This is a genomic window from Hymenobacter jejuensis (genome assembly GCF_006337165.1).
Classification (GTDB): Bacteria; Bacteroidota; Bacteroidia; order Cytophagales; family Hymenobacteraceae; genus Hymenobacter; species Hymenobacter jejuensis.
In genome coordinates this window covers 945,121-970,201 of the sequence record NZ_CP040896.1, presented here as the reverse complement: position 1 = coordinate 970,201, position 25,081 = coordinate 945,121, and the positions used below count along the sequence as shown (strand labels likewise).

At 51.4% G+C, this 25,081-nt stretch carries 20 protein-coding genes and 2 tRNA genes; 10 read left to right on the top strand and 12 right to left on the bottom strand.

The genetic code is table 11. From position 1 onward, the window contains the following. Positions 1 to 13: 13 nt before the first annotated feature. From FHG12_RS03755 to FHG12_RS03735, 5 genes are all read right to left on the bottom strand, one after another. Complete coding sequence (locus tag FHG12_RS03755; protein ID WP_139514407.1) at positions 14 to 1,030, bottom strand: polysaccharide deacetylase family protein; 1,017 nt, start codon at positions 1,028 to 1,030, stop codon at positions 14 to 16. Beyond that, on the bottom strand, positions 1,023 to 2,576 hold the full coding sequence (locus FHG12_RS03750; protein WP_230471279.1) for a glycosyltransferase: 1,554 nt from the start codon (positions 2,574 to 2,576) through the stop codon (positions 1,023 to 1,025). The genes FHG12_RS03755 and FHG12_RS03750 overlap by 8 nt, the downstream gene beginning before the upstream one ends. Positions 2,577 to 2,654: 78 nt before the next feature. Then, positions 2,655 to 3,920: a glycosyltransferase family 2 protein gene (locus FHG12_RS03745; protein WP_139514403.1), complete on the bottom strand. Its 1,266-nt coding sequence runs from the start codon at positions 3,918 to 3,920 to the stop codon at positions 2,655 to 2,657. A 9-nt stretch (positions 3,921 to 3,929) separates the two neighbouring features. Next, a complete protein-coding gene (locus FHG12_RS03740; RefSeq protein ID WP_139514401.1) occupies positions 3,930 to 5,210 on the bottom strand; it encodes an ABC transporter ATP-binding protein in 1,281 nt (426 codons plus the stop codon). Between the two features lie 6 nt (positions 5,211 to 5,216). Beyond that, positions 5,217 to 6,074 (bottom strand): ABC transporter permease, encoded by an 858-nt coding sequence (locus FHG12_RS03735; protein ID WP_230471278.1) that lies wholly within the window; start codon positions 6,072 to 6,074, stop codon positions 5,217 to 5,219. 374 nt (positions 6,075 to 6,448) lie between these two features. Here FHG12_RS03735 and FHG12_RS03730 point away from each other — a divergent pair, with 374 nt between their 5' ends. Next, positions 6,449 to 7,366: a hypothetical protein gene (locus FHG12_RS03730; RefSeq protein ID WP_139514399.1), complete on the top strand. Its 918-nt coding sequence runs from the start codon at positions 6,449 to 6,451 to the stop codon at positions 7,364 to 7,366. Positions 7,367 to 7,452: 86 nt separating this feature from the next. Here the strand turns inward: FHG12_RS03730 and FHG12_RS03725 are convergent, their stop codons facing one another. From FHG12_RS03725 to FHG12_RS03715, 3 genes are all read right to left on the bottom strand, one after another. Then, the gene (locus tag FHG12_RS03725) at positions 7,453 to 8,475 is read right to left on the bottom strand and encodes a glycosyltransferase family 2 protein (RefSeq protein WP_165699295.1); all 1,023 of its coding nucleotides are present in this window, start codon (positions 8,473 to 8,475) and stop codon (positions 7,453 to 7,455) included. Positions 8,476 to 8,635: 160 nt separating this feature from the next. Further along, complete coding sequence (locus tag FHG12_RS03720; protein WP_139514396.1) at positions 8,636 to 11,236, bottom strand: ATP-dependent Clp protease ATP-binding subunit; 2,601 nt, start codon at positions 11,234 to 11,236, stop codon at positions 8,636 to 8,638. Positions 11,237 to 11,345: 109 nt separating this feature from the next. Continuing rightward, on the bottom strand, positions 11,346 to 11,993 hold the full coding sequence (locus FHG12_RS03715; RefSeq protein WP_230471277.1) for a WbqC family protein: 648 nt from the start codon (positions 11,991 to 11,993) through the stop codon (positions 11,346 to 11,348). A 129-nt stretch (positions 11,994 to 12,122) separates the two neighbouring features. On the opposite strand from FHG12_RS03715, the gene FHG12_RS03710 reads away from it, so the two are divergent. The 3 genes from FHG12_RS03710 to FHG12_RS03700 all read left to right on the top strand — a co-directional run bounded on the left by FHG12_RS03710 (position 12,123) and on the right by FHG12_RS03700 (position 15,069). Then, on the top strand, positions 12,123 to 12,986 hold the full coding sequence (locus FHG12_RS03710) for an Ig-like domain-containing protein (RefSeq protein WP_139514394.1): 864 nt from the start codon (positions 12,123 to 12,125) through the stop codon (positions 12,984 to 12,986). Positions 12,987 to 13,136: 150 nt separating this feature from the next. After that, positions 13,137 to 14,045 carry a lysophospholipid acyltransferase family protein gene (locus FHG12_RS03705; RefSeq protein ID WP_230471276.1) on the top strand — a complete coding sequence of 303 codons (909 nt, stop codon included), beginning with the start codon at positions 13,137 to 13,139 and terminating at the stop codon, positions 14,043 to 14,045. A gap of 88 nt (positions 14,046 to 14,133) precedes the next feature. After that, the gene (locus FHG12_RS03700) at positions 14,134 to 15,069 is read left to right on the top strand and encodes a lysophospholipid acyltransferase family protein (RefSeq protein ID WP_230471275.1); all 936 of its coding nucleotides are present in this window, start codon (positions 14,134 to 14,136) and stop codon (positions 15,067 to 15,069) included. 53 nt (positions 15,070 to 15,122) lie between these two features. Here the strand turns inward: FHG12_RS03700 and FHG12_RS03695 are convergent, their stop codons facing one another. Then, positions 15,123 to 15,752 carry an L-threonylcarbamoyladenylate synthase gene (locus FHG12_RS03695; protein WP_139514392.1) on the bottom strand — a complete coding sequence of 210 codons (630 nt, stop codon included), beginning with the start codon at positions 15,750 to 15,752 and terminating at the stop codon, positions 15,123 to 15,125. A 188-nt stretch (positions 15,753 to 15,940) separates the two neighbouring features. Beyond that, entirely contained in the window at positions 15,941 to 16,789 is an 849-nt protein-coding gene (locus tag FHG12_RS03690; protein ID WP_139514390.1) for a T9SS type A sorting domain-containing protein, read from the bottom strand. Between the two features lie 132 nt (positions 16,790 to 16,921). On the opposite strand from FHG12_RS03690, the gene mltG reads away from it, so the two are divergent. The 6 genes from mltG to FHG12_RS03660 all read left to right on the top strand — a co-directional run bounded on the left by mltG (position 16,922) and on the right by FHG12_RS03660 (position 20,251). After that, positions 16,922 to 17,995, top strand: coding sequence for an endolytic transglycosylase MltG (gene mltG, locus FHG12_RS03685; protein ID WP_139514388.1), 1,074 nt, complete (start codon positions 16,922 to 16,924; stop codon positions 17,993 to 17,995). A gap of 1 nt (position 17,996) precedes the next feature. Continuing rightward, positions 17,997 to 18,314: a hypothetical protein gene (locus FHG12_RS03680; protein WP_139514386.1), complete on the top strand. Its 318-nt coding sequence runs from the start codon at positions 17,997 to 17,999 to the stop codon at positions 18,312 to 18,314. A gap of 22 nt (positions 18,315 to 18,336) precedes the next feature. Then, complete coding sequence (locus FHG12_RS03675; protein WP_139514384.1) at positions 18,337 to 18,828, top strand: acyl-CoA thioesterase; 492 nt, start codon at positions 18,337 to 18,339, stop codon at positions 18,826 to 18,828. Between the two features lie 93 nt (positions 18,829 to 18,921). Further along, on the top strand, positions 18,922 to 19,863 hold the full coding sequence (locus FHG12_RS03670; protein WP_139514383.1) for a YihY/virulence factor BrkB family protein: 942 nt from the start codon (positions 18,922 to 18,924) through the stop codon (positions 19,861 to 19,863). 157 nt (positions 19,864 to 20,020) lie between these two features. Beyond that, positions 20,021 to 20,107: transfer RNA gene (locus FHG12_RS03665), tRNA-Ser, on the top strand. Positions 20,108 to 20,166: 59 nt separating this feature from the next. Next, positions 20,167 to 20,251, top strand: a tRNA-Ser gene (locus FHG12_RS03660). A gap of 536 nt (positions 20,252 to 20,787) precedes the next feature. Here the strand turns inward: FHG12_RS03660 and FHG12_RS03655 are convergent. Together FHG12_RS03655 and FHG12_RS03650 are read right to left on the bottom strand one after the other, a co-directional pair. After that, positions 20,788 to 21,954: a hypothetical protein gene (locus tag FHG12_RS03655; RefSeq protein ID WP_139514380.1), complete on the bottom strand. Its 1,167-nt coding sequence runs from the start codon at positions 21,952 to 21,954 to the stop codon at positions 20,788 to 20,790. Positions 21,955 to 22,075: 121 nt separating this feature from the next. Beyond that, positions 22,076 to 25,018, bottom strand: a complete 2,943-nt coding sequence (locus tag FHG12_RS03650) for a TonB-dependent receptor (RefSeq protein WP_139514378.1) — start codon at positions 25,016 to 25,018, stop codon at positions 22,076 to 22,078. Positions 25,019 to 25,081 lie beyond the last annotated feature (63 nt).

The window sequence follows — 25,081 nt, the reverse complement described above, 5'->3', positions numbered from 1 at the left end:
ATTTATTTTGTTCTTAAGAGTTCAGCCAGTGCTGAAGTTGCTGGCTGAACTGGTATTCCAGGTTGTTCTTTACTTGAAATCTGCCCAAACGATACCTGTCTGAGTCGTTAGTAACGGGTTTTCCTTCCGTTGTAAAGGCTGCTTTAAACCCTGCTTCTTTAACAACATCAGTTGTGTCCTGATTGTAGTTTCCATAAGGGTAAGCCACTAAGTTTATGTCTTTACCGGTCGCCTTTTCTAAAAAGGTTTTGTTTCCTAACAGCTCTTGCTTTTGAAATATGGGCGCATGAAAAGCTAGTGCAGGATGCGTTTCGGTATGAACGCCTATATCGTGCAAAATACTGTTGCCTAATATTTGTAACTCATTGTAAGATAGGCACTTGTATTGGGGTCTAGCGTTGCGTATTCTGCCAGCCCACTGCCTGATACTCCGTAGCTGCAATTGCTGTTCTGCATACGGCAAAGGTTTTAATTTTTGCCATAAGTGAAAAAATAGTACGCATCGCAAAGTTGGCGGGCTTTGTTCGCACGCATTCCAACTTTGATGCTTCAGTAGCAAATCTTTACTTAGATATACTTCCTGCTCTAAATCAAAATCTGTTATGCTACCAACCAGAATTGATGAGCACTTGGCTGGAAGTCTTTCAGAAAAAAGTATAATATTTTCAAGCTCATCCCACCATAGCTCTTCCTCTTTTCCAATTGTTTGCGACGTAATAAAAAAGGTAGCTGGCAAATTATAGTAGTCGAGTATAGGCTTAGCTACATGGAAATTGTCGGCGTAGCCGTCGTCGAAGGTGATTGCAATAGTGTTTTTTTTGATGGACTTTTTCCCTAGGGCTTCCGTTAATTCTTTAACAGAAATAACATTTGCCTTTCTTTTAATCAGCTGCATGTGTTGCTCAAATCTGTCAGGGTCTACGGCAATTTCCCATATATCCGATTCCAACTTTGCAACGCGATGATACATTAGCACGCATGCATGCGCTTCGGGGAGAAAATTGATTGCAGAAAGCAGGTTTTTAAGCACTACGATGAGCTTTAATGGCTTTCACAGTATTGATAACTTGAAATTGTGGATCATACATATCCAACTGCTCTTTTGTGACTTCTGAAATACCCATGCCATATAGGAATGCAGTAGCAATGAATACATTCCCAAATGATCCGATGGTAATGGTTGCAGCCGGAAAAGTATCATGCAGCAAGCGATGTAATGCCACATCCGTGAAAGACCAGTACCACGTCTTTCTCCATTCGCCACGATCAATAGGGGTAATCCCAGGTACTGTAAGCAGTAAAGTGCCACCAGGCTTCAAAATGCGATAGCAAGTGGCTAAAGCCTGCTTGTAGTCATAAATTAGGTGTAGTGTCTGCGTAAGTACAATACAGTCAAACAAGTTGTCTGGGATGTGCGGGGAATCACTTAAATCGCCCACAAAAGTGGCTTTGGAATTGCGAGCATCTACATGCAAAATGTCACTTTGCGTAATGTTCTGTCCAAACCGCATAGTGTATTCATTATCCCCAATTTCCAGTACACGGTCCCGAATGCTCTGTGATTCCCGCAGCAGAAAATTTTCAATATAATACCGATCGACAGGGCCGCCCCGGTCGTAACCGAATTCAGTGCTAAACGGCGTATGACGCGCAAAATCACCGGTTATTACTTGTCCGACTGCTGGCCGATAGTTTTTATAAATTCCGGCTTTGTGCAATAATCGCAACCCTGCGTCCGGTGTATACTTTCTTAAAATTCTCTTCAACATAAACATTTTCGGTTGCAGAAGGTGGCGCACAGTTTGTGCAGGCCGGATTGCCAACAGGGTCGCCAATTCAGCCTTAGTGGCTCTCGGTGAAGACGTGATTTTATGGTAAAGCTCGTTGCCATAATACTCTTTCCAAATTAACTGGCCACGGGCATAGGCCTGTTTCTCCTCGCCGGTGTGCAAGAAAGACTTCTGCCGTTTTAATACGGATAATACAGTGGACAGCATCAAAGGAATATCACCAGACATATTAGTGCTGTGCAGACGATATGCGGCAACTCTTTGGGTATGATGAGCGACCGGGTACTTGCGGCTAATTCGCAAATACAGATCATAATCTTCGCAAGCCTTCAGCGTCGGATCGTAGGTGAAAGCATCAAATACCCAACGCTGAAACATCACTGTCGCATGCATCCCAATGTAATTACCTTGAAGCAGCTGTAGATAATGATTGTCAGTTACTTCGCGGGTATAGATTTTTAGTAAGCCGGTAGCGACAAATATTTTATCGTGACCTCCCGATACGAAAGCCAATTCAGGGTTTTGCTCTAAATACTGAGCATTTATTTTTAAAGCATCGGGGAGAAGCCAATCATCGGCATCCAGAAAGACCAGATATTGGCCCGTACTATGCACGACGCCCGTATTGCGGGCTGCTGATAGTCCTTGGTTTTTTTGGTAAACGTATTTAACCGAGGCATGGCGTTGCGCTACCTGCGCTGTTGTATCGGTCGAGCCATCATCAACTACTACAATTTCAATTCTCGGATAATCCTGTTGCCAGATGCTATCAAAAGCTTCCTGCAAGTAAGCCCCGTGGTTGTAGCACGGAATTATAACTGAAACCAAAGGACAAGCAGATGGAGCATTTGACGCACTCATGATTTAGCGCGAAGGCTTAGGTGCACCCTTTCGGTTACGATAATAAAAAGCTATGCCAGACACCAGACCCTTCATTTCGGCCCACAAGGTGCGGCTGCGATAACGAAAATGAGGAAAATCGGTCTTTGCTAAATCAAAGTAGTATTTGGGAAGAATTTTGTAGAGGTACTGCTCATAGCCTGCTTGTGGGTTATACTCTTGTTGGATGAGGGCAGCGGCAGCGTGGCCGCGCATGTAATAAAACAGTTGGCGTTTCAAAGCTGTCGCGTCCCTGCGGTGCTCGTGGTATACTATGGCCCAAGGATTGTATTCAATGGAATGTCCGCGAATCAAGATACGGTGCCATAACTCTGAGTCGCCACTACAGCCTGCTGCCCCCACATCCAGCAGTTCGTCAAAATAACCTATTTCCTCAAAAATTGATTTTCGAAATGCCATATTGGCGCCCGCTCCGATTTCCCAGACTGGAGGTGCTTGCTTATTGACAACCCGCACATAATCAGGGGTATACATTTTATTAATGTAGCCTCGGTTGAAGCTCCAATATTGCTCAAAGATGAATTGCGCTTCTGTTTCCAAGCTCATGGCAATAACCAAACCTGTCATTGCAGCAACAGAAGATTCCTGAAAAGTTTCCCAAACCCTGTAAACCAGAAAAGGATGCACAACTACATCATCGTCCACGAAAGCAACCACAGGAAACCGGGCCGTTTTAACGCCTGTATTGCGCGCTCTATCGAGGCCAAGGTGGGGTTCTACGACATAAATTACTTCTTCAAAATCTTGGGTGACTTTTTGAGAAGCCTCATCTATTGGAGCATTATCAACCACTATAATTTCGCGGGGCATACATGCCAGCATACGCAGCATAAGCAAGCATCTCCGCAGCAAAGTGGCCCTATTCCGAGTGCAGATAATTACTGAAACTGGTACCTGCTTAGGCAGCGTCGGCGGAGTTGGAAAAATGGAATCCATCCAAGTAGCCAAACGCGCATTATCTCGTTGAGCTAACCAAGTCTGCCAAGAATCAGAGTTCGTATGCTTTTTGTTTGCAAAATGTCGAATAGTAGGAGTAATTGCCATTGACAGCGCGGAGTAGTATTGCTCCTCAGAAAGCGTCTGTTCAGGCTCAATATACAAGTGCCCTACTGCCGTTTCTTTCCACCAAAAGACTAAATAATTTCCCTGCCGATGATACGTTAAAGCGGGCAATGTCAGCTGTTGGTTTAAATAGACATGGGTAATTTGGTAGGGAAAGAAGTAGCTCATGGTTTTCTACTAGAAAAGAACCTTCTCTTGTTTCAGCTGAAATGGCAAATTGGGTCGTACGGCTCCCATCCATTTGCCAAACCCATGAATTTCGCCTCTTGCATCCTCCAAGTCGAAGGACAGGCATTGTTCGTAATAGAATACTTCTGCTGAAGCGTTCTGTATGATAATAAGTGAAATGTAATAGGAACCATCGTTAAGGAAATTGCCCGGGATGTGGCACTCGCCGGACACGACTCCTTTCTCGCATACCAGAGGCGGGGCAGGCACGTCGAAGATGCATTCGCCCGCGTAAGAGAACAAATGCAGGCCCGCACCGAGCACGGCATTTTCCATCAAATTCCAAAACTGGAACTTTACAGTCAAGGATGCGCGGATGTCTAGAGGAGAATCGGGAAAAGGCAAATGTGGTATCAACTCGACGGATTTGAACCTGACGTATTCGTTGCCTGGAGCTTGTTCCATATTATCCCAACTCTGTTTGAGCTGCAAGCGCTGCAAGCCAGTTAGGTAGCGGTTTACAACTTGTGTCGCATTACCTATTTCCTGAATTTTTCCGTGTTGCAACCACAAGCCTTTGTCACATAAGTTGGTAATGGCTTGCATGCTATGGCTTACGAAGAGAATGGTGCGCCCGTCGCGATGTGAGACCTCCCGCATTTTGCCTAAACACTTTTTTTGAAATTCGGCATCACCCACAGCCAATACTTCGTCGATGATGAGTATATCCGGCTCTAAATGTGCTGCCACAGCAAACGCCAACCGGACATACATGCCTGAAGAATAACGTTTTACAGGCGTGTCCAGAAACTTCTCGACTCCGGAAAATGCCGCTATTTCATCAAACTTGGCGTTGATTTCTGCCTTGCTCATCCCCAGGATGTAGCCGCTCAAGTAGATATTTTCCCGGCCTGATAGCTCCGGATGAAAGCCCGTGCCTACTTCTAACAAGCTACTGACCTTGCCTTTTCCTCTGACTATGCCTTTTGTGGGACGGATAATGCGAGAAATGATTTTTAGCAGGGTGGATTTGCCCGCGCCATTATTGCCAATAATGCCCCAAACTTCCCCTTGTTTAACTTCAAAGTTAATGTCTTGTAGAGCCCACAAAGTTTGGTTCTGTGCACTCGATAATGCAGCCGGCGGCTGTAATTGAAAAAAAGGATCCTCTTTTCTACGAATAGCTGTCGTCCACCAGCGTTGCAAATCTTGGAGCAAATAGCCCGTACCAATGCTTCCTAACCGATAAATTTTAGACAAACCTTCTACTTGGATAACTGGCTCTGCCATAAATACTTACAAAATATCAATTAGTTTGTCCCCTTGCTTATTGAAAATGAGCAGTGAAACGATCAGCAAAAGGCCAGCAAAGGTGAAGCTATAAACGAATTGTGGAATCGTCACGACGCCTTGCCCTAGCAGCGCGCGTCGGAAAAGTTCAAACAAAGGTGTTAGAGGGTTCAGCTGCACGATCCAACGCCACTTCTCTGATACGTAGCTTATAGGATAAATAACGGGAGTTAGAAACATAAGCAGGCGCACAACGAGGCCTAATAAATGACCTACATCTCGATACTTGGCTGTAATTACCGAAAACAGCAAACCTAATGCGAAGCTGATAATGCTCACTAACACAACAGCAACCGGAACAAGCATCAACGAAATAGCTTCTGGGGCTTGCAACGGGCTGAAAATCAGATAGTATAATAGTGCTAGTACAAGTAAACTAAACTGAATCGTGAAGTGCAATAGATAAACGCTGAGGCGCGAAACCGGTATAATAAGGCGAGGAAAATAAACCTTACTAAAAATGTGGGCGTTGTCGCGAAAAGTGGAAGTAATGCTGGTAAAAGATTCATTAAAAAGATTCCAGAGTACGATGCCAGCTAAGTAGAATAATACTGGCGGAATCCCGCCGGTCGAGATCCCTACTACTTTCCCAAATACCAGCACATAAGTGACCAAGGTTAGTACTGGTTGCAATAACACCCAAAATGGGCCAAGGATGGTTTGCTGATAGATGAGAAGAAAATCACGTCTGATAAGTCCAATTGCTAAGTGACGGTATGACCAGAGTGCTTCCATACTGGCTCCCCACCAACTGGTAGCAGGCGCGATTTCCCAGTCCCACTTTTTTTCTGAGGTAATCGACATGTTTTGCTTGGGTAATTAGGCCCTATACCAGCAAGGCGGCTGATTTGAAACGCAATTCACTGGTCATCAGTAGTATAGCTAAGTATTTGCGTTTAGAAAGTACAATTTAGAAGTTTGTAAAGAACAAACTTACCTTAAATAAAGCCAAGATGTAACAACTTACGCCAATGTAGGTGTCTCTAATAGAACTGGCAGCTTTTGCTAGCTGCCAGCCTGTTGTTGATAGATAATAAAGGTCTGTGCATTAGTTCTCATACTTAGTTTAATACAGTGCCCACCCACTCTGTGTGTCGTATTGGCTGTATGCCTTAATATTAAGGTTTTAGTGTGTATAAGAAGCTTCAATAAAATCCACTTACTCAAGATAACTAATTATGAAAAAAAACTTGATTCTTGGTATTGCTGATAATTATAGTTATTTTGATCTGATTAGGTTTTTTAAATCTTTATCAAAAGTTAATTTTCAGGGACACATTTGTATTTTTATTGGCCCTAATAATAAGCCAGACCTTGTATATAATCTGAAAAATAAAAAAATCGAACTTATTTCATATAGGCTCGATTTTCCATTCATTGATACACCGCATCCTGATAACTTCCCTAGTTTGCCTTCGCCAATCCATATCTATAATTATCGGCATTTTATGTATTACAACTATTTGCTTGAGAATGGTGAGGAATATGACAATGTTTTATTAACAGATATTAAGGATGTAATTTTTCAAAAAGACCCATTTGATTTCACAATTGAAGACGCTCTATACGTTGCGATCGAGGCACATATAATCTCCGATTGCATTTGGACTAAACAATGGCTTTTAGCTGGGTATGACAAAGAAGTATTAGATAGAATCAAAAATAAAAGGGTTACTTGTGCCGGAACTACAATGGGACCGACTGAACAAATAAAGCGATATCTGAAAATTATGCTGACAGCAATTGTTGCCACAAATGATGCCGTAAATTGTGTAGATCAGGCTATTCAGAATGTGTTACTCTACCAAGGTGTATTAGAGCCAACTATACGGCTACATAATGAGGAGGGCATTATTGTAACAGTTGGCACTGACGATCCCTCTAAGTACAATTACAATAGCCAAGGGTGCTTATTGAATCAAAAAGGCTACCCCGCACTTACCATTCATCAAGCGGATAGACATCCAGCTATGCTTCAAAAATTAGATAAATTTATCTTTAAGCAACCATTCCCGCTGTCCATAATTAAGCCAATTTACGATGCTTGTCCTGTATTTAGGAATATTGTGCAGATATCAAGAAATTTGTGGCGATAGCATAAAGAATAAAATTATAAAAAGTAAATATACTTTATCTTAAAATACTTATAATGATAATTTCTTATTATGCAATTAATTTGATATTATATTCTTGTGTTCCAATATAATAGACTCTTTATTATATATTTGATTGTTTCAAATATATTTAAATTCTTTATGAATGTTTTTTCAGTATTAACTAATGGAATAATGAATTTAGGATTAAAATATTTGATACTATCTACTATTTTAATCCAATGTCGCTGTAAGAATGCATCTAATTTCTCGGGATTAAATATTTTAAGGGTAAAATTCTGAGTTCTGATCTTATTCATTGCTTCAAGAAGATGCTTAAGTTCAGTAGGGTCATTTATTGTGATTGGATATTCACTGAGGTACTTTAAGGATTCGCTTTGATTCTGTGATAAATCAAATCCTAATGACTTTAGATATTCTTGGCCAATTATTTGAATAGCTTCTGTTTGTAGTTGCTCTTTTACAATGCTTACTTGATTATCATGTTTTCTATAGCTTAATAAATAGTCAGGTAGATTAACTAGCTGCGTGACTTTGGTTAATTTACACCATAAGTCATAATCTTCTGTGTATAAAAAATCAGGGTCATAAGTAAGTTTGTGAGCAGTTAACACTTCCTTCCGGATCATAACAGAAGGGTGCCACAACGAGCAATACGCCATCAGTGCAATACGGATTCCATCGTTATCAGTGGGGAATGCAGATTCACCATTGTGCCTTCCAATGTACCGTACTTGACTTCCACATACTCCCACACATGGGTGAGCTAGAAGGTATTCTACCTGAATTTTTAAACGATCAGGATGTGCTATATCATCTGCATCCATACGAGCTATGAAACATCCTCTAGATAATTCGATCCCTTTATTCAAATGAACAACATAGCCAGTGTTTAGGGGATGATCATAAAATCTTATCCGCCTATCCTTAAAGCTTCTGATGATTTCAGCACTATTATCTGTTGAGCCGTCATTGAAAATTAAGAATTCGAAGTCTGTAAAGCTTTGATTTAGAATGCTGAGTATTGCTTCTTCTACATAGTCAGAAGTATTATAAACCGGCATTACTACACTTACCAGTGGCGAAGGCATACGTTGCATACTAAAATTATCAGTATTTAACTGCTTTGGACAAAAGCCATTAAATATTGTAATATGAAGGTAGGATTATGAGCCCTATCCTACAAGTATTAAAAAAATAAAAACGGCCGAACCAATTAAGGTTCGGCCGTTTTTAATCTAACGCTATATTTTACTTGCCCTTCTCAGCATCCGGAGATTCGGGTGCTTCAGCGGGGCGCTCATCACTCGGCAGGTTCGGCTTCTCACCACTTTTTGAGACGGAGAAGTTGAGCTCCTCTTTACCATCTTCAAAATCAGCAGTAATCACGTCACCTTGAGCGATTTCCGCCTTCAGGATTTCCTCCGCGATCGGGTCTTCAATGTATTTTTGAATGGCTCGGTTCAGCGGACGTGCCCCATACTTCGGATCGTAGCCTTTCTCGGCAACGAAGTCCTTGGCCTTCTCCGTCAGCTCGACCTTGTAGCCCAGCGTTTGGATGCGCGACAGCAGCTTCGATAGCGAGATGTCGATGATGCGATGGATGTCCTTCTTATCGAGCGAGTTAAACACGATCACGTCGTCCAAGCGGTTCAAGAACTCTGGCGAGAACGTCTTACGGAGCGCATTGGTGATCGTGCCCTTCGTGATCTCATCGATGTTCTCTGACCGGGCTTTGGTGCCGAAACCAATACCAGCACCGAAGTCCTGCAGGTCACGAGCGCCAATGTTAGAGGTCATGATGATGATCGTGTTGCGGAAGTCCACCTTGCGGCCCAGACCGTCGGTTAGAATGCCATCATCGAGCACTTGCAACAGCAAGTTATAGACGTCAGGGTGAGCTTTCTCAATCTCGTCAAGCAGGATTACGGAGTACGGCTTGCGGCGAATTTTCTCCGTGAGCTGGCCGCCTTCTTCGTAACCTACATAGCCGGGAGGTGCACCAACCAAGCGCGATACGCTGAATTTCTCCATGTATTCGCTCATGTCGATACGTACCAGAGCATCCTCTTTATCAAAGAGATACGTGGCAAGCACTTTGGCGAGCTCTGTTTTACCCACCCCAGTTGGGCCGAGGAACACAAACGAGCCAATGGGTTTCTTCGGATCCTTCAAGCCAACGCGGGTACGCTGGATGGCTTTCACCAATTGCTTGATGGCCTTCTCCTGACCAATTACGCGACCCTGAAGCTCTTCGCCCATGTTGAGCAGCTTCTGGCTTTCGTTTTGGGCCACACGGCTTACCGGAATGCCGGTCATCATGGCGATTACCTCGGCCACGTTTTCCTCCTTCACGGTGTAACGCTTCTTTTTGGTCTCGTCTTCCCAGTTCTTTTTGGCCTGGTCGAGCTGTTCGAGAAGCTTCTTCTCCTTATCGCGGAGTTGAGCAGCTTCTTCGTACTTCTGCGACTTCACCACGCGGTTTTTCTCCGTCTTGATGTTCTCGATGCTCTCCTCGAGCTTCAAGATATCTTCCGGCACCACGATGTTGTTGATGTGCACCCGGGCGCCGGCCTCGTCGAGAATATCGATGGCTTTGTCTGGGAGGAAACGATCCGACATGTACCGATCCGACAGCTTTACGCAGGCTTCGATAGCCTTGTCGGTGTACACCACGTGGTGGTGATCTTGGTACTTGTCTTTGATGTTGTGCAGAATCTCGATGGTTTCCTCCGGCGTAGTTGGGTCAACCATTACCATCTGGAAACGACGGGCCAAAGCGCCGTCTTTCTCGATGTACTGACGATACTCATCCAGCGTGGTGGCACCGATGCATTGAATTTCGCCGCGGGCCAGAGCCGGCTTGAACATGTTCGAAGCATCCAGCGAGCCCGAAGCCCCGCCAGCGCCCACGATCGTGTGTAGCTCGTCGATGAACAGGATTACGTCGGGCGACTTCTCCAATTCGTTCATTACGGCCTTCATGCGCTCTTCAAACTGACCGCGGTACTTGGTACCAGCAACCAGCGAAGCAAGATCGAGGGTAACCACGCGCTTGTTGAACAGCACACGCGATACCTTCTTCTGCACAATGCGCAGGGCAAGGCCTTCGGCAATGGCCGTTTTACCAACCCCGGGCTCACCAATGAGGATCGGGTTGTTCTTTTTACGACGTGACAGGATCTGAGCTACACGCTCAATTTCCTTTTCCCGGCCCACGATGGGGTCGAGTTTGTCGTCTTCGGCCAGTTTAGTGAGGTCGCGGCCGAAGTTGTCGAGCACCGGAGTGCGCGACTTTTCGCCGGGCTTCTTAGCGGCCGAAGAGCTGCTGCCAGCCCCGCCGCGGCTAGAGCCACCAAACAGCTTGTCGTTGTCGTCGTCGTCGGTATCGGGGGCGCGGTCGGTGGGGGCAGTATTGCCGTGATAATCCAGCGAGTCGCGAACGGCTTCGTAGTTCACGTTGAATTTGCTAAGGATCTGAGAAGAAATATTGTCTTCGTCACGCAGAATTGATAGCAGAAGATGCTCTGTACCAATGATTTCGCTCTTGAAGATTTTAGCCTCCAGGTAGGTAATCTTGAGAACTTTCTCGGTTTGTTTTGTCAGGGGTATCGAGCCGGTGATGCTCGTGCCCTGCGTGGCCGTATTACGGGTGGCCTGTTCGAGGGCGTACTTAAGCTCCTCCACCGATACACCCAATTTCTTGAGCAAACCAATGGCGGTGCCTTCCCCTTCGCGGATCATTCCCAGTAATAAATGTTCGGTACCGATATAGTCGTGACCGAGCCGGATGGCTTCTTCCCGGCTCAGGGAGATTACCTCCTTGACTCGATTTGAGAATTTAGCTTCCATGCAGATAAGTAATGAAGAAAAACGGAACCCCGCAACCGGAGCGGCGGATTGGGCCGATTCTACCTGAAAACAGGTTGATTCGGGCGAAGGTTCGAGCTGGGTACAGATACTACGTAAGAAATCTGCCCGCGGCCGGACCCTGCATAAACAGCAGGTCTAAGATACTGAGCCTCGGTACAAAAGATGCGCCAAAGCTCTGCGGGTAGGGCCGGACGCCGCCGTGGTCGGACGTGTTGTCAGGCTCCGCGGGATGCGCAGCTTTTGGTGTCAGCCAATCGCGTCGGTCCCGGACCGCTTCGGTAGGGTAGGAGGGATGATATTCGGCGGTAAACTCCACGGGAATTTGCAGCCGAAGGCAGCGCAGATAGAAACGCAAAAGCGTCAGGTTCAGGTCGAAGAGGAGCGAGTGTTTCTGTACGTAAATGTCGTGCAGGTAGTCGGCGTAGTATTCGAAATACGGACTGCTGCTGTATGCGGTTTGCAGGGTGCGCCAATGCTGATGAATCCAGTTCTGGCTGTAGTCAATTTCGAGCTCCGAAGTCTTTACTTTCTCGCTACGGTTACCATTGACCACCGGCACGGTAAGCGGCTTTACGCCCTGCACGGTAAGTATAAGACAACGATTACGATACGTTTGTTTGTGGTAGTGCTCGTGTCGTTCCAGCCACAGGGCATCGGCACCGGCCAGCTCCGCAAAGAAGGCCGCCGGAGGATTGTATTGCGATTCAAATAAGATGGGCACGCGACGAATGTTCAAGGGTAAAAGCAGCTGCCGAAAGGCGTTGTTTTCGCCCGGCCGCACCAAGGGGCACGTACGCCTGAACCATTATCCTACCAAAAAGCCTTTTGCGCAGTAGTGCGTACTTTCACCCGACAATCTGACACGATGCGTCCACTCCTTATTCTGCTTTTTGCGCTGCTTGCTTGCACGTCCCGCGCGGCTTCGCCCCAGCTCTTGCTCGACGTAGCTCGGTTTCATAACGAAGACATGGCCGTGAAAGGTGCCATTGTGGAGATTTATGCGACCGTGCCGGGGCAGTCGCTCACGTACATGCGCCGGGCGCCCAAAGCTTTTCAGGCCGCCGCCGTGGTGACGCTGGAAGTGCTGAAGGCCGATGGCAAACCGGCCTACCAAGAAACCATCACGCTGAAGCCGCCGGTACTCAGCGATACTTCCATTGCCCTCAAAAACCCGGTTAGCTTTCAAAAGCGCATTGCCTTGCCCGACGGCCAGTACACGCTGCGCGGCAAAGTGCGCGACCAGTACCGCGCCGGCCAGGAAACTACTGTAGAGGTGCCTCTGATATTAGAAGCCGGCGCCAAAAAGGCGAGCCTGAGCGACATCGTGCTGCTCTCGCGGCCAGCGGCTAAATCGCCGGCCCAGAACAGTTTTGCGCGGGGTGGCTACAACTTGGTGCGCACCCCCGGCGGTTTGTACGCCCGCGGCACCAGCCAGATTTTCTTTTACACCGAGCTTTATCAAGCTCCGCAAGGGCAGCCGCTGAGCGTTCGGTACAAGCTAGTCTCCGAAGAGGGAGCGGCTGCCGAAGCCGAAGTGCAACTAGATCAAGCGGCGGCGGGCCGGCCTACGCCCGTGGTCGGCGAGCTGCCGCTGGGCCCGCTGCCTTCCGGAAAGTACACCTTCACGATGGAAGTACGCGATTCGAAGAAACAGCTGATCGCTACGCAAACCACTCATTTGCAACGCGATATGGAAGAATATGCACCTTCTGGCGCTTCTTCTAATTAACTAATTGATAATGAAGTAGTTGCGGAAGGGATTGGTTAAGCCGTGCGCACCTAGTTGTTTTGCAACCCAAAGTCCTGCTTATGTAGCAGGACTTTGGGTTTTGTATACGCCCGGTTTCGGTGGCAAATCGGTGACGCGTGGTTGATCGTTATGAGCACAATTTCAAAACCGTATCCGTGGTATTATCGGCCGCTTGAGTGGCTGTTGGTGGCCTTGGCGAGCTTGCCGCTGTCGGTGCTGTACGTGATTGCCGACGGAGTGTATTTGCTCGTGGCCTACGTCGTGCGCTACCGCTGGCGGGTAGTGACGGAAAACCTGCGCAATTCTTTTCCTGAAAAAAACGAAACCGAGATTGCCGCCTTGGCACGTGGGTTTTACCGCCATTTTTCGCAAATCTTGGTCGAGATTCTGAAGCTGCGTACCATATCGCACGCCGAGCTTCAGCGCCGCGTGCGCATGCGCAACCCAGAGGTGATGACGGACTTGTTTGACCAAGGGCGTACGGTGCTGGCGATGGGCTCGCACGCCGGCAACTGGGAGTGGATACTTTCGGCCGGCGCTTTCTGGTTTCCCGACAAAGCCGATGGCGTGTACAAGCCGCTAAGCAACCCGTTTTTCGAAGATTTTATGTACCGCCTGCGCACCCGTACCGGCGCCCGTATGGTGCCCATGCGCGACACTCTGCGCGACCTAGTGCGGCGGCGCAACGAAGTGCGGTCGTTGAGCCTGCTGTCCGATCAGGCGGCCGGGCCGGAAGACCAGCCTTACTGGACGACCTTTCTGCACCAGGACACAAGTTTTTATACCGGTGCCGACAAATTGGCCGCCCAGTTTCACTACCCGGTGGTGTACGTAGGCATCCGACGCGTGCGGCGCGGCTACTACGAGGTCTGGCTTGCCCCATTGTACGACGGCAACAGCCCGCTCGACAAAAACGACTTTGTTCTGGCCGAAAAATTTGCCCGGCAACTGGAGCTCGACATTCAGGCGGCGCCCACCGAATACCTCTGGTCGCATCGGCGCTGGAAGCACAAGCGCACCCCAAAGCCCGCCGTATAGCTGAACAGTCTGCGTTTTTTTGCATCTAGTAGTCCCGCATAGTTGGCGCGATTGTTTTTCTTCCCCTGCTTACAGATTTGCCTTGCCTATGCCCACCCATGCCGTTTCGGCTGCCACTACCCATCACCCAAAGCCAACTCGCCAGTTTGCATGGTATTTCTTGCCCCTAGAAGGGCTGTTGATGGCGCTCGCGTACTTGCCCATGCCGGTGCTCTACCTCGTTTCCGATTTCCTGCGCTTGTTGATGCAACACGGGTTAAAATACCGTAAGAAGGTGATTGTGAGTAACTTGCGTAATTCATTTCCGGAGAAGTCGGAAGCGGAGATTCAACAAGTGGCAACAGGTTTCTACCGGCACCTGTCCGACCTGATTGTGGAAATCGTGAAGCTGGCAGCCATCACCCCAACCGAGCTAAACCGTCGCATCACCATCGTAAACGGCGAATTGGGCGATGCCTATTTTGCCAAAGGGCGCACCATCATGACCCTGGGCTCGCATTTCGGCAACTGGGAGTGGGTGGCGCCGGCGGCGGCCATGCGCTGGCCCGGCAAGGTAGATGCTGTGTATAAGCCCTTGAGCAACAAGTTCTTCGATTACTTCGTGTACCGGCTGCGCACGCGGTTGGGTACGGCGCTCATTCCGATGCGCGAAACGATGAAGGACATGGAAACGCGGCGCGGCGAAGTGCGGTCGCTGAGCATGCTCTGCGATCAAAGTCCTTCGAAAAGCAAATACGCGTACTGGACGCGCCTGCTTCACCAAGACACCGCTTTCCTGACCGGCGCCGACCGGTTGGCCGTCGAATACAATTGTCCGGTGCTCTACGCCAGCATTCAGCGGGCAAAACGGGGGCACTACACTTTCACGCTGCACGAAATCTACGATGGCAATGCCACACTGAACCTAGCCGAACATCCTATCACCGAGGCATTTGCGCGCTGCATTGAGCGCGACATCCGCCAGCAGCCTTCCGACTATTTGTGGTCGCATCGGCGCTGGAAGCTGAAGCGCGAAGAGGAGTAACAAAACAGCCCGGTATACCGGGCTGTTTTGTTAAGTATTTGATTATTAAGGTGTTATAAATATTGCTCGATGTCGCCGGCACCTTGCCGAACGAGCTCGAAATCTTCGTTGGTACAATCGACTACGGTGCTGGCGATGTTGTTGCCGAAGCCCCCGTCGATGACCATATCCACGAGCAGGCGGTATTTTTCATACAGCAAATCGGGGTCGGTGGTGTATTCAACCAAGTCGTCTTCGTCGCGGATGGACGTGCTGACAATCGGGTTGCCGAGCTCGCGCACCAAGCTCGTGCAAATTGCGTGGTCGGGCACCCGGATGCCCACCGTTTTGCGTTTCACGCCGCCATAGCGCGGGGCTTTGGGGCTGGCCTCGAAGATGAACGTAAAGGGCCCTGGCAGCGCCTTTTTCAGCACTTTATACACCGGCGTCGTGATGCCGTGGGCGTAGTCGGTGATGTGCGAAAGATCTTGGCAGATAAACGACAGGTTGGCTTTATCGGGATGAATGCCTTTGATGCGGCAGAGTTTCTCGACCGCTTTGGCGTTGTGGATATCGCAGCCCAGGCCATAAATGGTGTCGGTAGGATAAATAATAACGCCCCCGTTGCGGAGCACTTCTACGGCTTGCAGAATGCGGTTGAGGGGCGGATTATCGGGATGGATGCGAAGCAGTGTGGCTGGCATAGCAGGACGGAAGTAGATGGACAATCGGAAAGGGAACGCCGACGGGCGCCGGGCAAGGTAATACGTGGCGCATATACCTGCCACTCATTCGCGCTTTTTACCCGGAAAGTTGTGGTATAGTTTTTCGGTGCTTCCCAAAAGCCGTTTCTGAGCGCATGGCGTACTGTAAGGCCGCGTTTTTTAAGCTTTTATTGCTTTATAAAAGTGCGGGTCACCAAACCCGCCTGGGTCGTGAGCCGCACCGAATACAGGCCCGCGCTAAGGGCCGTAACGTCAAGTGGTAGCTCATCGGCGGTGGCAACGGCGTGGCGCACGCATTGGCCCAAGGCGTTGAGGATATCAACCTGCGCGCCGCGCCCCGCCGCACCCAGCCGCACCACCAGTTGCGAAGTCGTCGGATTGGGAAACACAGAAACAGCCAGCTGCCTCGCCGACGAGTTGGTGCCCGTCACGATGTTGGTAACTCCGTTTACTCGCACATTATCAATGGCCCAGCTACCTGCTTCATTCTCAGACTTGTAACCATACAACCGAAACTCTACCAAACCTTCGATTTTGGAAAAGGGCGCCGGCAAATTAATCTGGCGGTTAGTGCGCGGGTCCTCGTTGTCGGGCACGGAAACCTTAGCCACATCCGCCGTGAAGTTGTCGAGGCTGGAGCGCAGCACCCACTCGCCAATGCCGGTAGCGGAGCGCTTCTCGTCGAGGATAAAGTTGTCGAGGCGAATGACGTAGCCCTTGGCCGGCTGCACCGAAAAAGAAAAATAATCGGCCGCATCGGGCGCGGCGGCACTAGTCCAGCCGATGGCCGCAAAAGCGTCGGCGGCCGGCGTCGGAGCAACGCCCGCGCCCCGCGTCATCGGGGTAAACGTAGCATTAAGCGGTTGGGCATCAACCTGATAGCTTTCTTCGTTGCCGCGGGCAGCTGTGAAGGAGTATACCGCCAACTGAGCTTGCGCGGCCGAAACAGCACCCGCCCAAAGCACGGCGGCTACGCCCGCCGTTTTGGTGAAATTGCGGAAGAAGTTTTTCGTCATGGAGCAACGGATAAAGAAAAAGCGTTGAGAGATAGAACTCGTACTTTTGGCGTCTTCTAGCTACTCTAAACGGTGTGCCCGCGCAAAGGATTGACGACGGGCCTTACTTCTCTTTCTGTTACGTTGCCACTCATGGCCAAAACCCACCTCGACTACAAAGCGCAGGCAATCAAGCGACGCAATCGGTACGCTACCATAACGGCCGTTCTGGGGCTGTTTTTCGTCTGCTTTTCCTATTATTTCTATCAGATTTTCTTCACGGCCAACGTCGAAACCAAAGGCCAGCCGACCTACGTGCTCATCCGGCGCGGGCAGCCGTACAAAGCCGTGCTCGACAGCATCAACGCTACTGGCGTGATTGTCGACCGGCTGTCTTTTGCTTTCGTAGCCAAGCTCATGAAGTACGATCGGCTGGTGAAGCCTGGTCGGTATGAATTGAAAGATGGCTACACTAACCGTCAGTTAGTCAGCGACTTGCGAGCAGGCCGTCAGTCGCCGCTGAAATTGACGTTTCAGAACATCCGGCTGCGCGAAGACTTGGCCAAAAAGCTCAGCACCGCCATCGATTCCCGGCCCCATCAGTTCGACTCGCTCCTGAGCAGCCCCAGCTACACCCGCGGCCTAGGCTTCGACACGACGACCATTCTGTCGATGTTCATCCCGAACACCTACGAGCTGTATTGGAATACGTCGGCCGACAACCTCATGCACCGCATGAAAAAGGAGTACGAGAAATTCTGGACGCCGGCCCGCGATGCCAAGGCCAAAGCTCTGGGCCTCAATCGTCAGCAAGTCAGTACGTTGGCCAGCATTGTGGAAGCCGAGCAGCAACAGCACGCCGACGAACGCCCCCGCGTGGCCGGCGTGTATCTCAACCGCCTCAAGCGCGGTATGCTCCTGCAAGCCGACCCTACCGTAATATATGCCAACCGCGACTTCACCATCAAGCGCGTCCTGAACGTGCATTTGGCCAAAGATTCGCCTTATAACACCTACAAATACAAGGGGTTGCCACCCGGCCCCATCAACCTGCCCAGCATCGCCAGCATCGACGCCGTGCTGAACCCGGAGCAGCACAACTACTTGTATTTCTGCGCGAAAGAGGATTTCAGCGGCTACCACGCCTTTGCGACCAACGAAGCAGCTCACCTCGTCAACGCCCGTCGGTACCAGGCTGCCCTGAACCGCATGGCGATTATGAAGTAGCATGATTGCTCGTCTCCTGAGCGATGATGAATTCCAGCAAACATTTTGCGATCCGATGCAGAATGTTACAGAATCAGCTGATCCTCAACTTGATATATGGCCATACGTTGATGCCATCACTCCAAACGATTTGAACGGACATATCATAGAAAATGGTATAGTTGAACTTGTTTATCGTAGTGGTGATCAACGATTTGACCATGTGCTAATTCCAGCTAAGAAGCCTAATGTATTCTTAGTTATTGTTGTGGATCTAAGCTGTAATCTTGTTCATGGGCACCTCATTCTTGATTTGCGGGAATCGTATGGTATACCATAATTCGCTTTAAATACCTTCAAAGATGTATACCTCCGACGTCCAAATCCGAGTCCGCTATGCCGAAACTGACCAAATGGGCTACGTGTACCACGGCAACTACGCAGCGTATTTCGAAGTGGCTCGTACTGAGGCATTTCGCCAATTGGGCATTCGTTACAAGGACCTTGAAGCCGATGGCGTAGGAATGCCGGTAGGGGAGATCCGCACTCGTTTTCGTCGCCCCGCCCGCTACGACGACCTGCTGACGGTGCGCTTGCTGTTGCGTCAGCCAGCGGAAGGCTCGCGGATACTGTTTGAGTACGAGATTTACAACGAAGCCCAGACGCTGCTTACCGAAGGCCACACGCTGATGGTGTTCGTAAGCACGGCCACCGGTCGGCCCGTCCCGATTCCGGCGGACATTCAGGGCAAGCTGGCCCCGTTTTTTACGGATGAGGAGATTGTGGGTCCGGTTATTCCGCCCGTGCAAAAGCGCCCAGACGACGCACCGGCACCAGCTACTTTTGGCAAGTAGACTAGCCCTTTTATTTTTATAAGTTATTGACAAAAAGAAGGTTATAAAACTATAAAATCTCGGACGTGGCAACGCGTCCCTACCTAATAGCTTATGCATCTGCCCGTTCGCCGTTATCAGTTTTCCGACGTGCGCAAGCGGCGTACGTACCGCAAGTTTATCGTGTGGCTCAAGGGGTTGCACATTGCCGAAGGGCGCGCCTCGGTGTACGATGTCGTGGATCGGATGATTCAGGAAGCCAAGCTCGACAGCATCACGAAGCGGGCGAGCTACATGGCGTTCAACTTCACGATTGCCATTTTCCCGACCATCATCTTCCTGTTTACACTCATCCCGTACATCCCGGTCCCGAACCTGAACGTGGATATCTTGCAATTTCTGAGCGACTTAATGCCCAAGGAAATGTACGCCGCCACGGCCACGACCATCGAAGACATCGTGAACATTCCGCACGGCGGCTTGCTTTCCTTCGGATTTGCCACGGCGCTGGTGTTGAGCTCCAACGGGCTCATGGCATTGCTGGACGCCTTCGAGAAGAAGTACCCCTCGTTCAAGCGCCGTACTTACCTACGCAAGCGCGTGATCGCTACGCTACTGACGGTGGTGCTTTCCTTCGTGCTGCTGTTTGCGATTGCTGGTATCTTCTTTGGTACATATATCATTGATGATCTGGTGTTTAACGAAATAGTGCCCGAGCAGTTTACCAGCCAGCTTATTGCCCTGATCAAGTACGGATCGGTCGTGGGGCTATTCCTGATGACCACATGCCTGGTGTACTACTACGTGCCGCCCGTGCACGACAAATGGCCTTTCATTTCGGCGGGCGCAATAGTGGCCACGTTGCTGATCTTCCTGGTGTCGTTTCTGTTCATCCTTTACGTCAAGATTTTCGACAGCTACAACCACTTCTACGGGTCGGTAGGCGCGTTGGTAGGCTTCATGGTGTGGCTCGACTTTGTGTGTATGACCCTGATTTTGGGCTTTGAAGTAAACGTCAGCATCGACGCGGTGACCGGAAGATTGAAAGTGCGGTAACGGCTTCACAGCGAATAAGTAACGCTTAACGCTTGGCCTCTAGCCTCCACGCAAGCTGCTGGCTCACGTAGAAAAGGGAAAAATTTGCCGGGCCGGGCTTGCACGGCGTGCTGCGCCCTGCTACTTTTGTCGTCCCCAAACCACTCATTGGGGCCTTAGAGAGGTGGCAGAGTGGTCGAATGCGACGGATTCGAAATCCGTTATACCTGCAAGGGTATCGGGGGTTCGAATCCCCCCCTCTCTGCAACTGGCTTTTTCGTTCGCTGAAAAGCCTTTGCAAGTATCTTAAGCGAACAGCCATTCAGAGGAGTGGCAGAGTGGTCGATTGCGGCGGTCTTGAAAACCGTTGAGGGTTAAACCTCCGGGGGTTCGAATCCCTCCTCCTCTGCAGAAAAAGCCCCGTTTCCGAGCTCGGAAACGGGGCTTTTTGTTTGAACGAGGAAAAGCTAAGGGAACATGATTAGGGTCAGCTCACTAGCCGGCTGACTTTGCTAGCCCTAACTTCGCTTACCCATTTCTCTGGCATGGCTGAGGCCGGCCGGGGGCTTTTCTAAGCTGGGCGCCACAATCACTGGATGTACCCGGAAAAAGTGCCTCTGTGGATACGCACGATCGACGGCGGTGGTGCCGTGGGAGTGCTGTTCGGCAAAAAAGCTCCGGCCAAGCGTCACTCAGCTACTGTAGAGCTATACCTCTTTAGTAGGCCGCGTCTGCATTACTGAGCAGACTTTAGGCCCAATCAAATTGGGAAGTAACCTGTGTGGAACGACCAACCACTCCTGCTGCCAGTTGGCAAGCCCGTTCGAAGTTAAGCAGCCTTTCGCTTTGGGGTGATGTAGCATCCCTTTAGCAGATTCTTGCTGTTTGTTGCCTGGCAATAAACACCTTGAGGCTGAGCAAAAAACGCAAATGAGCACAGGGGCCTTAGTCAATTTCTGGTGCCCGCTCAAAGGGCTGCTTGCGGTCGAACAGGTAGCGAAAAGTGGCGTGGGTGCGCCAGATGGTGCCGCCGACGCGCACGGCCACGGTCATCATTTTGGGGTTGAAATCGCCGATCCAGTTCATTACGAAGTTCTCGTAGGTGACCTGGCGCGGGTCCTGCACTATTTGGGAAGCGGCCAGAATAAAGGCCGTTTCCAGGTCCTTGCCCTGGTGATCGGGCACGATGCCGAAGGCAATGCCCGTCATCGTGCGAACGGCCCCGCGCCAGCGGTGGTACGCAAACTTGAGCTTGCCCCACCAGTCGAGCCGGCCACCCACATGGCGAAACAATTCGTTGAGCTCGGGCAGGGCGATGAAAAACCCGACGGGCTCTCCTTTGTAATAAGCAAACCAGCAAATGCGCTCATCCAGTACGGGGCGCAGCTTGCGCATGATGCCCTGGGCCTGCTCCGGGCTCATCTCCTTCACGCCCGAGTGCTTGACCCAGGCTGCGTTGTACACCCGCCGGAAGTCCTCGGTGTACTTGCTTAGCTGGCGCAGGCGCAGGTGCTCAAAGCTGTAATCGGGGTCGGCGTACAGCCGGTTGGCCTTTCTCCGGTAGTCGGGCGAAAGCGGCGCGGCTACCTTGCGAAAATAGGTGTACTGGTTGAAATACAGCTGAAACCCATACGTTTCGAGCAGCCGACGGTAGTAAGGCGGATTGTAATTCTGGGCGTAAATTGGCGGGCCGAAGTTGTCGATGAGCAGGCCCCACCACCGGTCGCGGTCGCCGAAATTGATGGGGCCGTCCATGGCTTGCATGCCGCGGGCCGCCAGCCATTGCTTACAGGCATCGAGCAACATGTTAGCAGCCTCTTGATTATCCACGCATTCAAAAAAGCCCATGCCGCCGGTAGGCTGCTCGAAGGTGCGGGCTGTGCGCTCGTTGACGAAGGCCGCCACCCGGCCCAGCGTGCGGCCCTGGGCGTCGAGCAGCAACCAACGGCACAACGCGCCCGAGCGGAAGAACTTGTTTTGCAGCGGGTCAAACACCTGCTCGAGATCGTGGTCGAGGGGGCGGATGTAGTGGGGGTCGTGCTGGTACAGCCGCACCGAAAACCGCAGGAATTCGCGTGCGTGCTGACGGGTGCTGACTAGCTGCAAGTGCATGGTTACTAGTATTTTACGCAATAAAAGGCTGCTTTTTTGATTTCCCAAAGGCCAGCCGTGGCTTTTACAGTAGCCTGGAAACCTGAAAAACAGTCCTAATTGCCAAAGACTAACGCAACGGCTAAAACGAGTAGGCCACGCTGGCCGTGATGTTGCGCGGCAGAATGGGCCGCACCAGGTTGTAAGCGTTTTCGGCGTTGGTCTTGCCGTTGGCGGCCTGGGCCTTGAGGTACTCGGCCGAGAAGTTTTCGCCGTTGCGGGCCGCGGCATCGCCAAAGCCAATGGTGTTAAGCAGGTTAGAGCCCTGCACACGCAGCTGCGCGCCCTTCAGAGCGCCGTCGGTGAAGTCGTACACGATGCCGCCAAACAGCACGCCGTAGCTCGGCAGTAGCAGGTTGTTGCGCTTGGTAGCGTACCGCTCGCCAAACCAGCGGTAGTTGGCAAATACGCTAAAGCCCCGGTAAGCGTACTCGGCACCGCCTTCCAGCAGCACGTCGGGAGTATCTTCCAGCTTGTTGCCACGGAGGTTGATTATTTGGGTGCCGGCTTTGGCCGGGGTCTGCGGATCGTAGGGTACCTGGATGTTGAAATCGAGGAAGCGCGGCCGCTGCACCGTACCGATACCGCGCAGGGTCAGGCCCTGCACCGGCGAGTAGGTCGTTTCCAGCTCTACGCCCAGGTTATCCACGTCGCCGCGCTGGGGCACGAGGGTCAGGCCGCCGTTGGCATCGGAGGTCTGGATCGTGAACGGAATATTCTTGTTGCGGCTGTAAAAAGGTACCACGCCCGCACTAAAGCGCGCAGTAGCAACTTTAAGGCCGGCTTCGGCCTGGAGCACGCGCTGCACCTCGCCGCGGATGGTCACGTTCTGGTCGCGCGGATTGACGCCGTAGGCAAATTGGTCGTTGCTAGGGGCCACGCCCGAGTTGCTGTAGCGGGCATAGGCAGCCACGTTGTCCGAGAGCTTGTAGTTGGCGCCCAGCGAGTAATTGAAAGTGCGGAAGTTGAAGTCCCAGCTGCGCACGTCGCTGATGTTCTGCAAAAAGCGGTTGTCGTAAAAGGTCCGGTACTGCCCGTCGAGGCCGCCGTTGGAGCCGGCGTAGCCGTTGGCCGCCGAAGGAGCGCCCAGATAGGGGGTAAACGTGGCATCCGGGCGGTTGAGAATGGCCGTTTTGGGCGAGTAGCCTTTCGCATGGCTGGTTTCAAGCCGCACCCCGCCGTCGAGGCGTAGCTTGTCGGTGGCCTGCCACTGGTCGCCGGCGTAGTAGCTCAGCACCTGGGTCGTGTTGCTGGAATTGAACAGGATGCCGCTGCCGTAGCTTTCGTACAGAAAGCCGTTTTTCGTGACCTCAATCGGCTGGCCTCCGAACAGTGGCCCCGCCGTAGGGATAATGATGTTCAGCAACCGGGGGCGGTTGGCAACTTCTTGTAACACAAGGTTATAGCTCAGCCGCTCCTTGATGGTGTAGCGGCTGGCGTAGAAGCCCCCGGTCAGCTGGTGCTGGCCCACCGTTTTTTGCAGCTTCAGGTTGTTGATGGCGTTGGTCGCGGGCTTGTCGTCGGGGAAAATGCCGGCGATGTTCACCAGGCCATTGCCGTTGAGGGTGGCAATGTTGAGGGGCGTATGGGCCGGGTCGTCGGCGTAGGAAAACTGTGGCGTGCCCGCGCCAAAGGCTTTCAGACCAGCATATTGTGCAGCCAAGCCCAGGCCCGGCACCGGCGGCTGAATGTCGTACACGCCGTCGGTACTCAGGTTGGCGTCCAGCAGGCGAGCGTTGTCGGTGAGCGAGAAGCCGTTGCCCAGATCAAAAAACACCTCCGACGAAATGGCCTTGTAGCGCGTGTGCTGGCCGTCGGCCAGGTTGCGGGTCAGGTCGCCCTGGCCGTTGTTGAAGGGGTTGGGAAAGGTGGTAACCTGCTGGTACTGCGACTCCATCGTGCCGTGGTGAAAGTCGGGGCCGCCCGGAATCTGCTGCGGGTGGTTCAAGTTTTGGTAGGGAATGCTGGTGTAGTAGGCCACCCGGTCGTTGAGGTACTTGCCGTAGAGACGCACGTAGCCATTTTTCAGGTTGTAGGTCACGTTGGCTTTCACGCCGCCGCCCACGTTGGCCGGGAAGCCGGCGTAGCGGGTGCCCACGTCGTAGCGGTAAAAGCCGCCGATATTGAAGCGCAGCGCCGTGCCGGCAATCGGGCCGCCCACGTTCGCGTCGAAGCGCTGCAGGCCCCCAAGCTGGGCCGCGCCGGTGCGGTCGGAGTGAAAGCCCTGGTCGCCGCCGGTAAGGCGCACAATGCCGTGGATTTTGTCGCCGGTGCCGGTTTTGCTCAGAAAGTTGACGATGCCGCCGGGCGCGTTATTGGCAAAAATGCCCGCCGAGCCCCCGCGCAGCACCTCCAGCCGGTCGATGGTTTCATCGACACGGAAGTGAATATCGGACTTGGCAAACGTGAGCGAGCCGACTTCCAGAATCGGTAGGCCGTCTTCCATAAGCTGCAAAAACCCGAAGCCCGACTCGGCATTTACCGGCAGGCCGCGCGGCGACACGGAGTTGGCCGCCTCGCCGCCGTCGGAGTTCACCCGGAAGCCCGGCACGGCCATCAGCAGGTCAGCCGTGCCGCGCGAAACCCGGTTTTGAATCTGCCGGTTGTTAAGCGAGGTCACGGCGGTGGCGCTTTCCAGCTTGCTCTGGGGGTTGAAAGAGCCGGTCACGACTACCGCGTCCATCAGCAGCGGGTCGGGGGCCAGGGCGGCGTTCAGCGCTGGCGTAGTACCATCGCCTACGGTAATCGTCTGATTAGCAACCTTATATCCCAGGTACGATACGGTGGCGGTATAGGTGCCTGCCGGGGCCGCAAGCGTAAAGGCGCCGTTGCGGTCGGTAGCGGTGCCAATGCGACCGGGGTTGAGCACCACCGTAGCGCCCGCCAGAGGCTGACCCTGGGCATCGGTAATGGTGCCCGTTACCGAACTTGAAGCCGCGTTTTGAGCGTGGGCGGCAGGAGCCAAGGCACAGACTACGGCCGCAGCCGGAAGCAGCCGCCCGAAGAAAGTAGAGGTTGGAAGCATGAAAAACGGGGAAATAAAAAACGGAATGAAAGCTGCGGTGCAGGCGCGGCGCCTAGAACTACG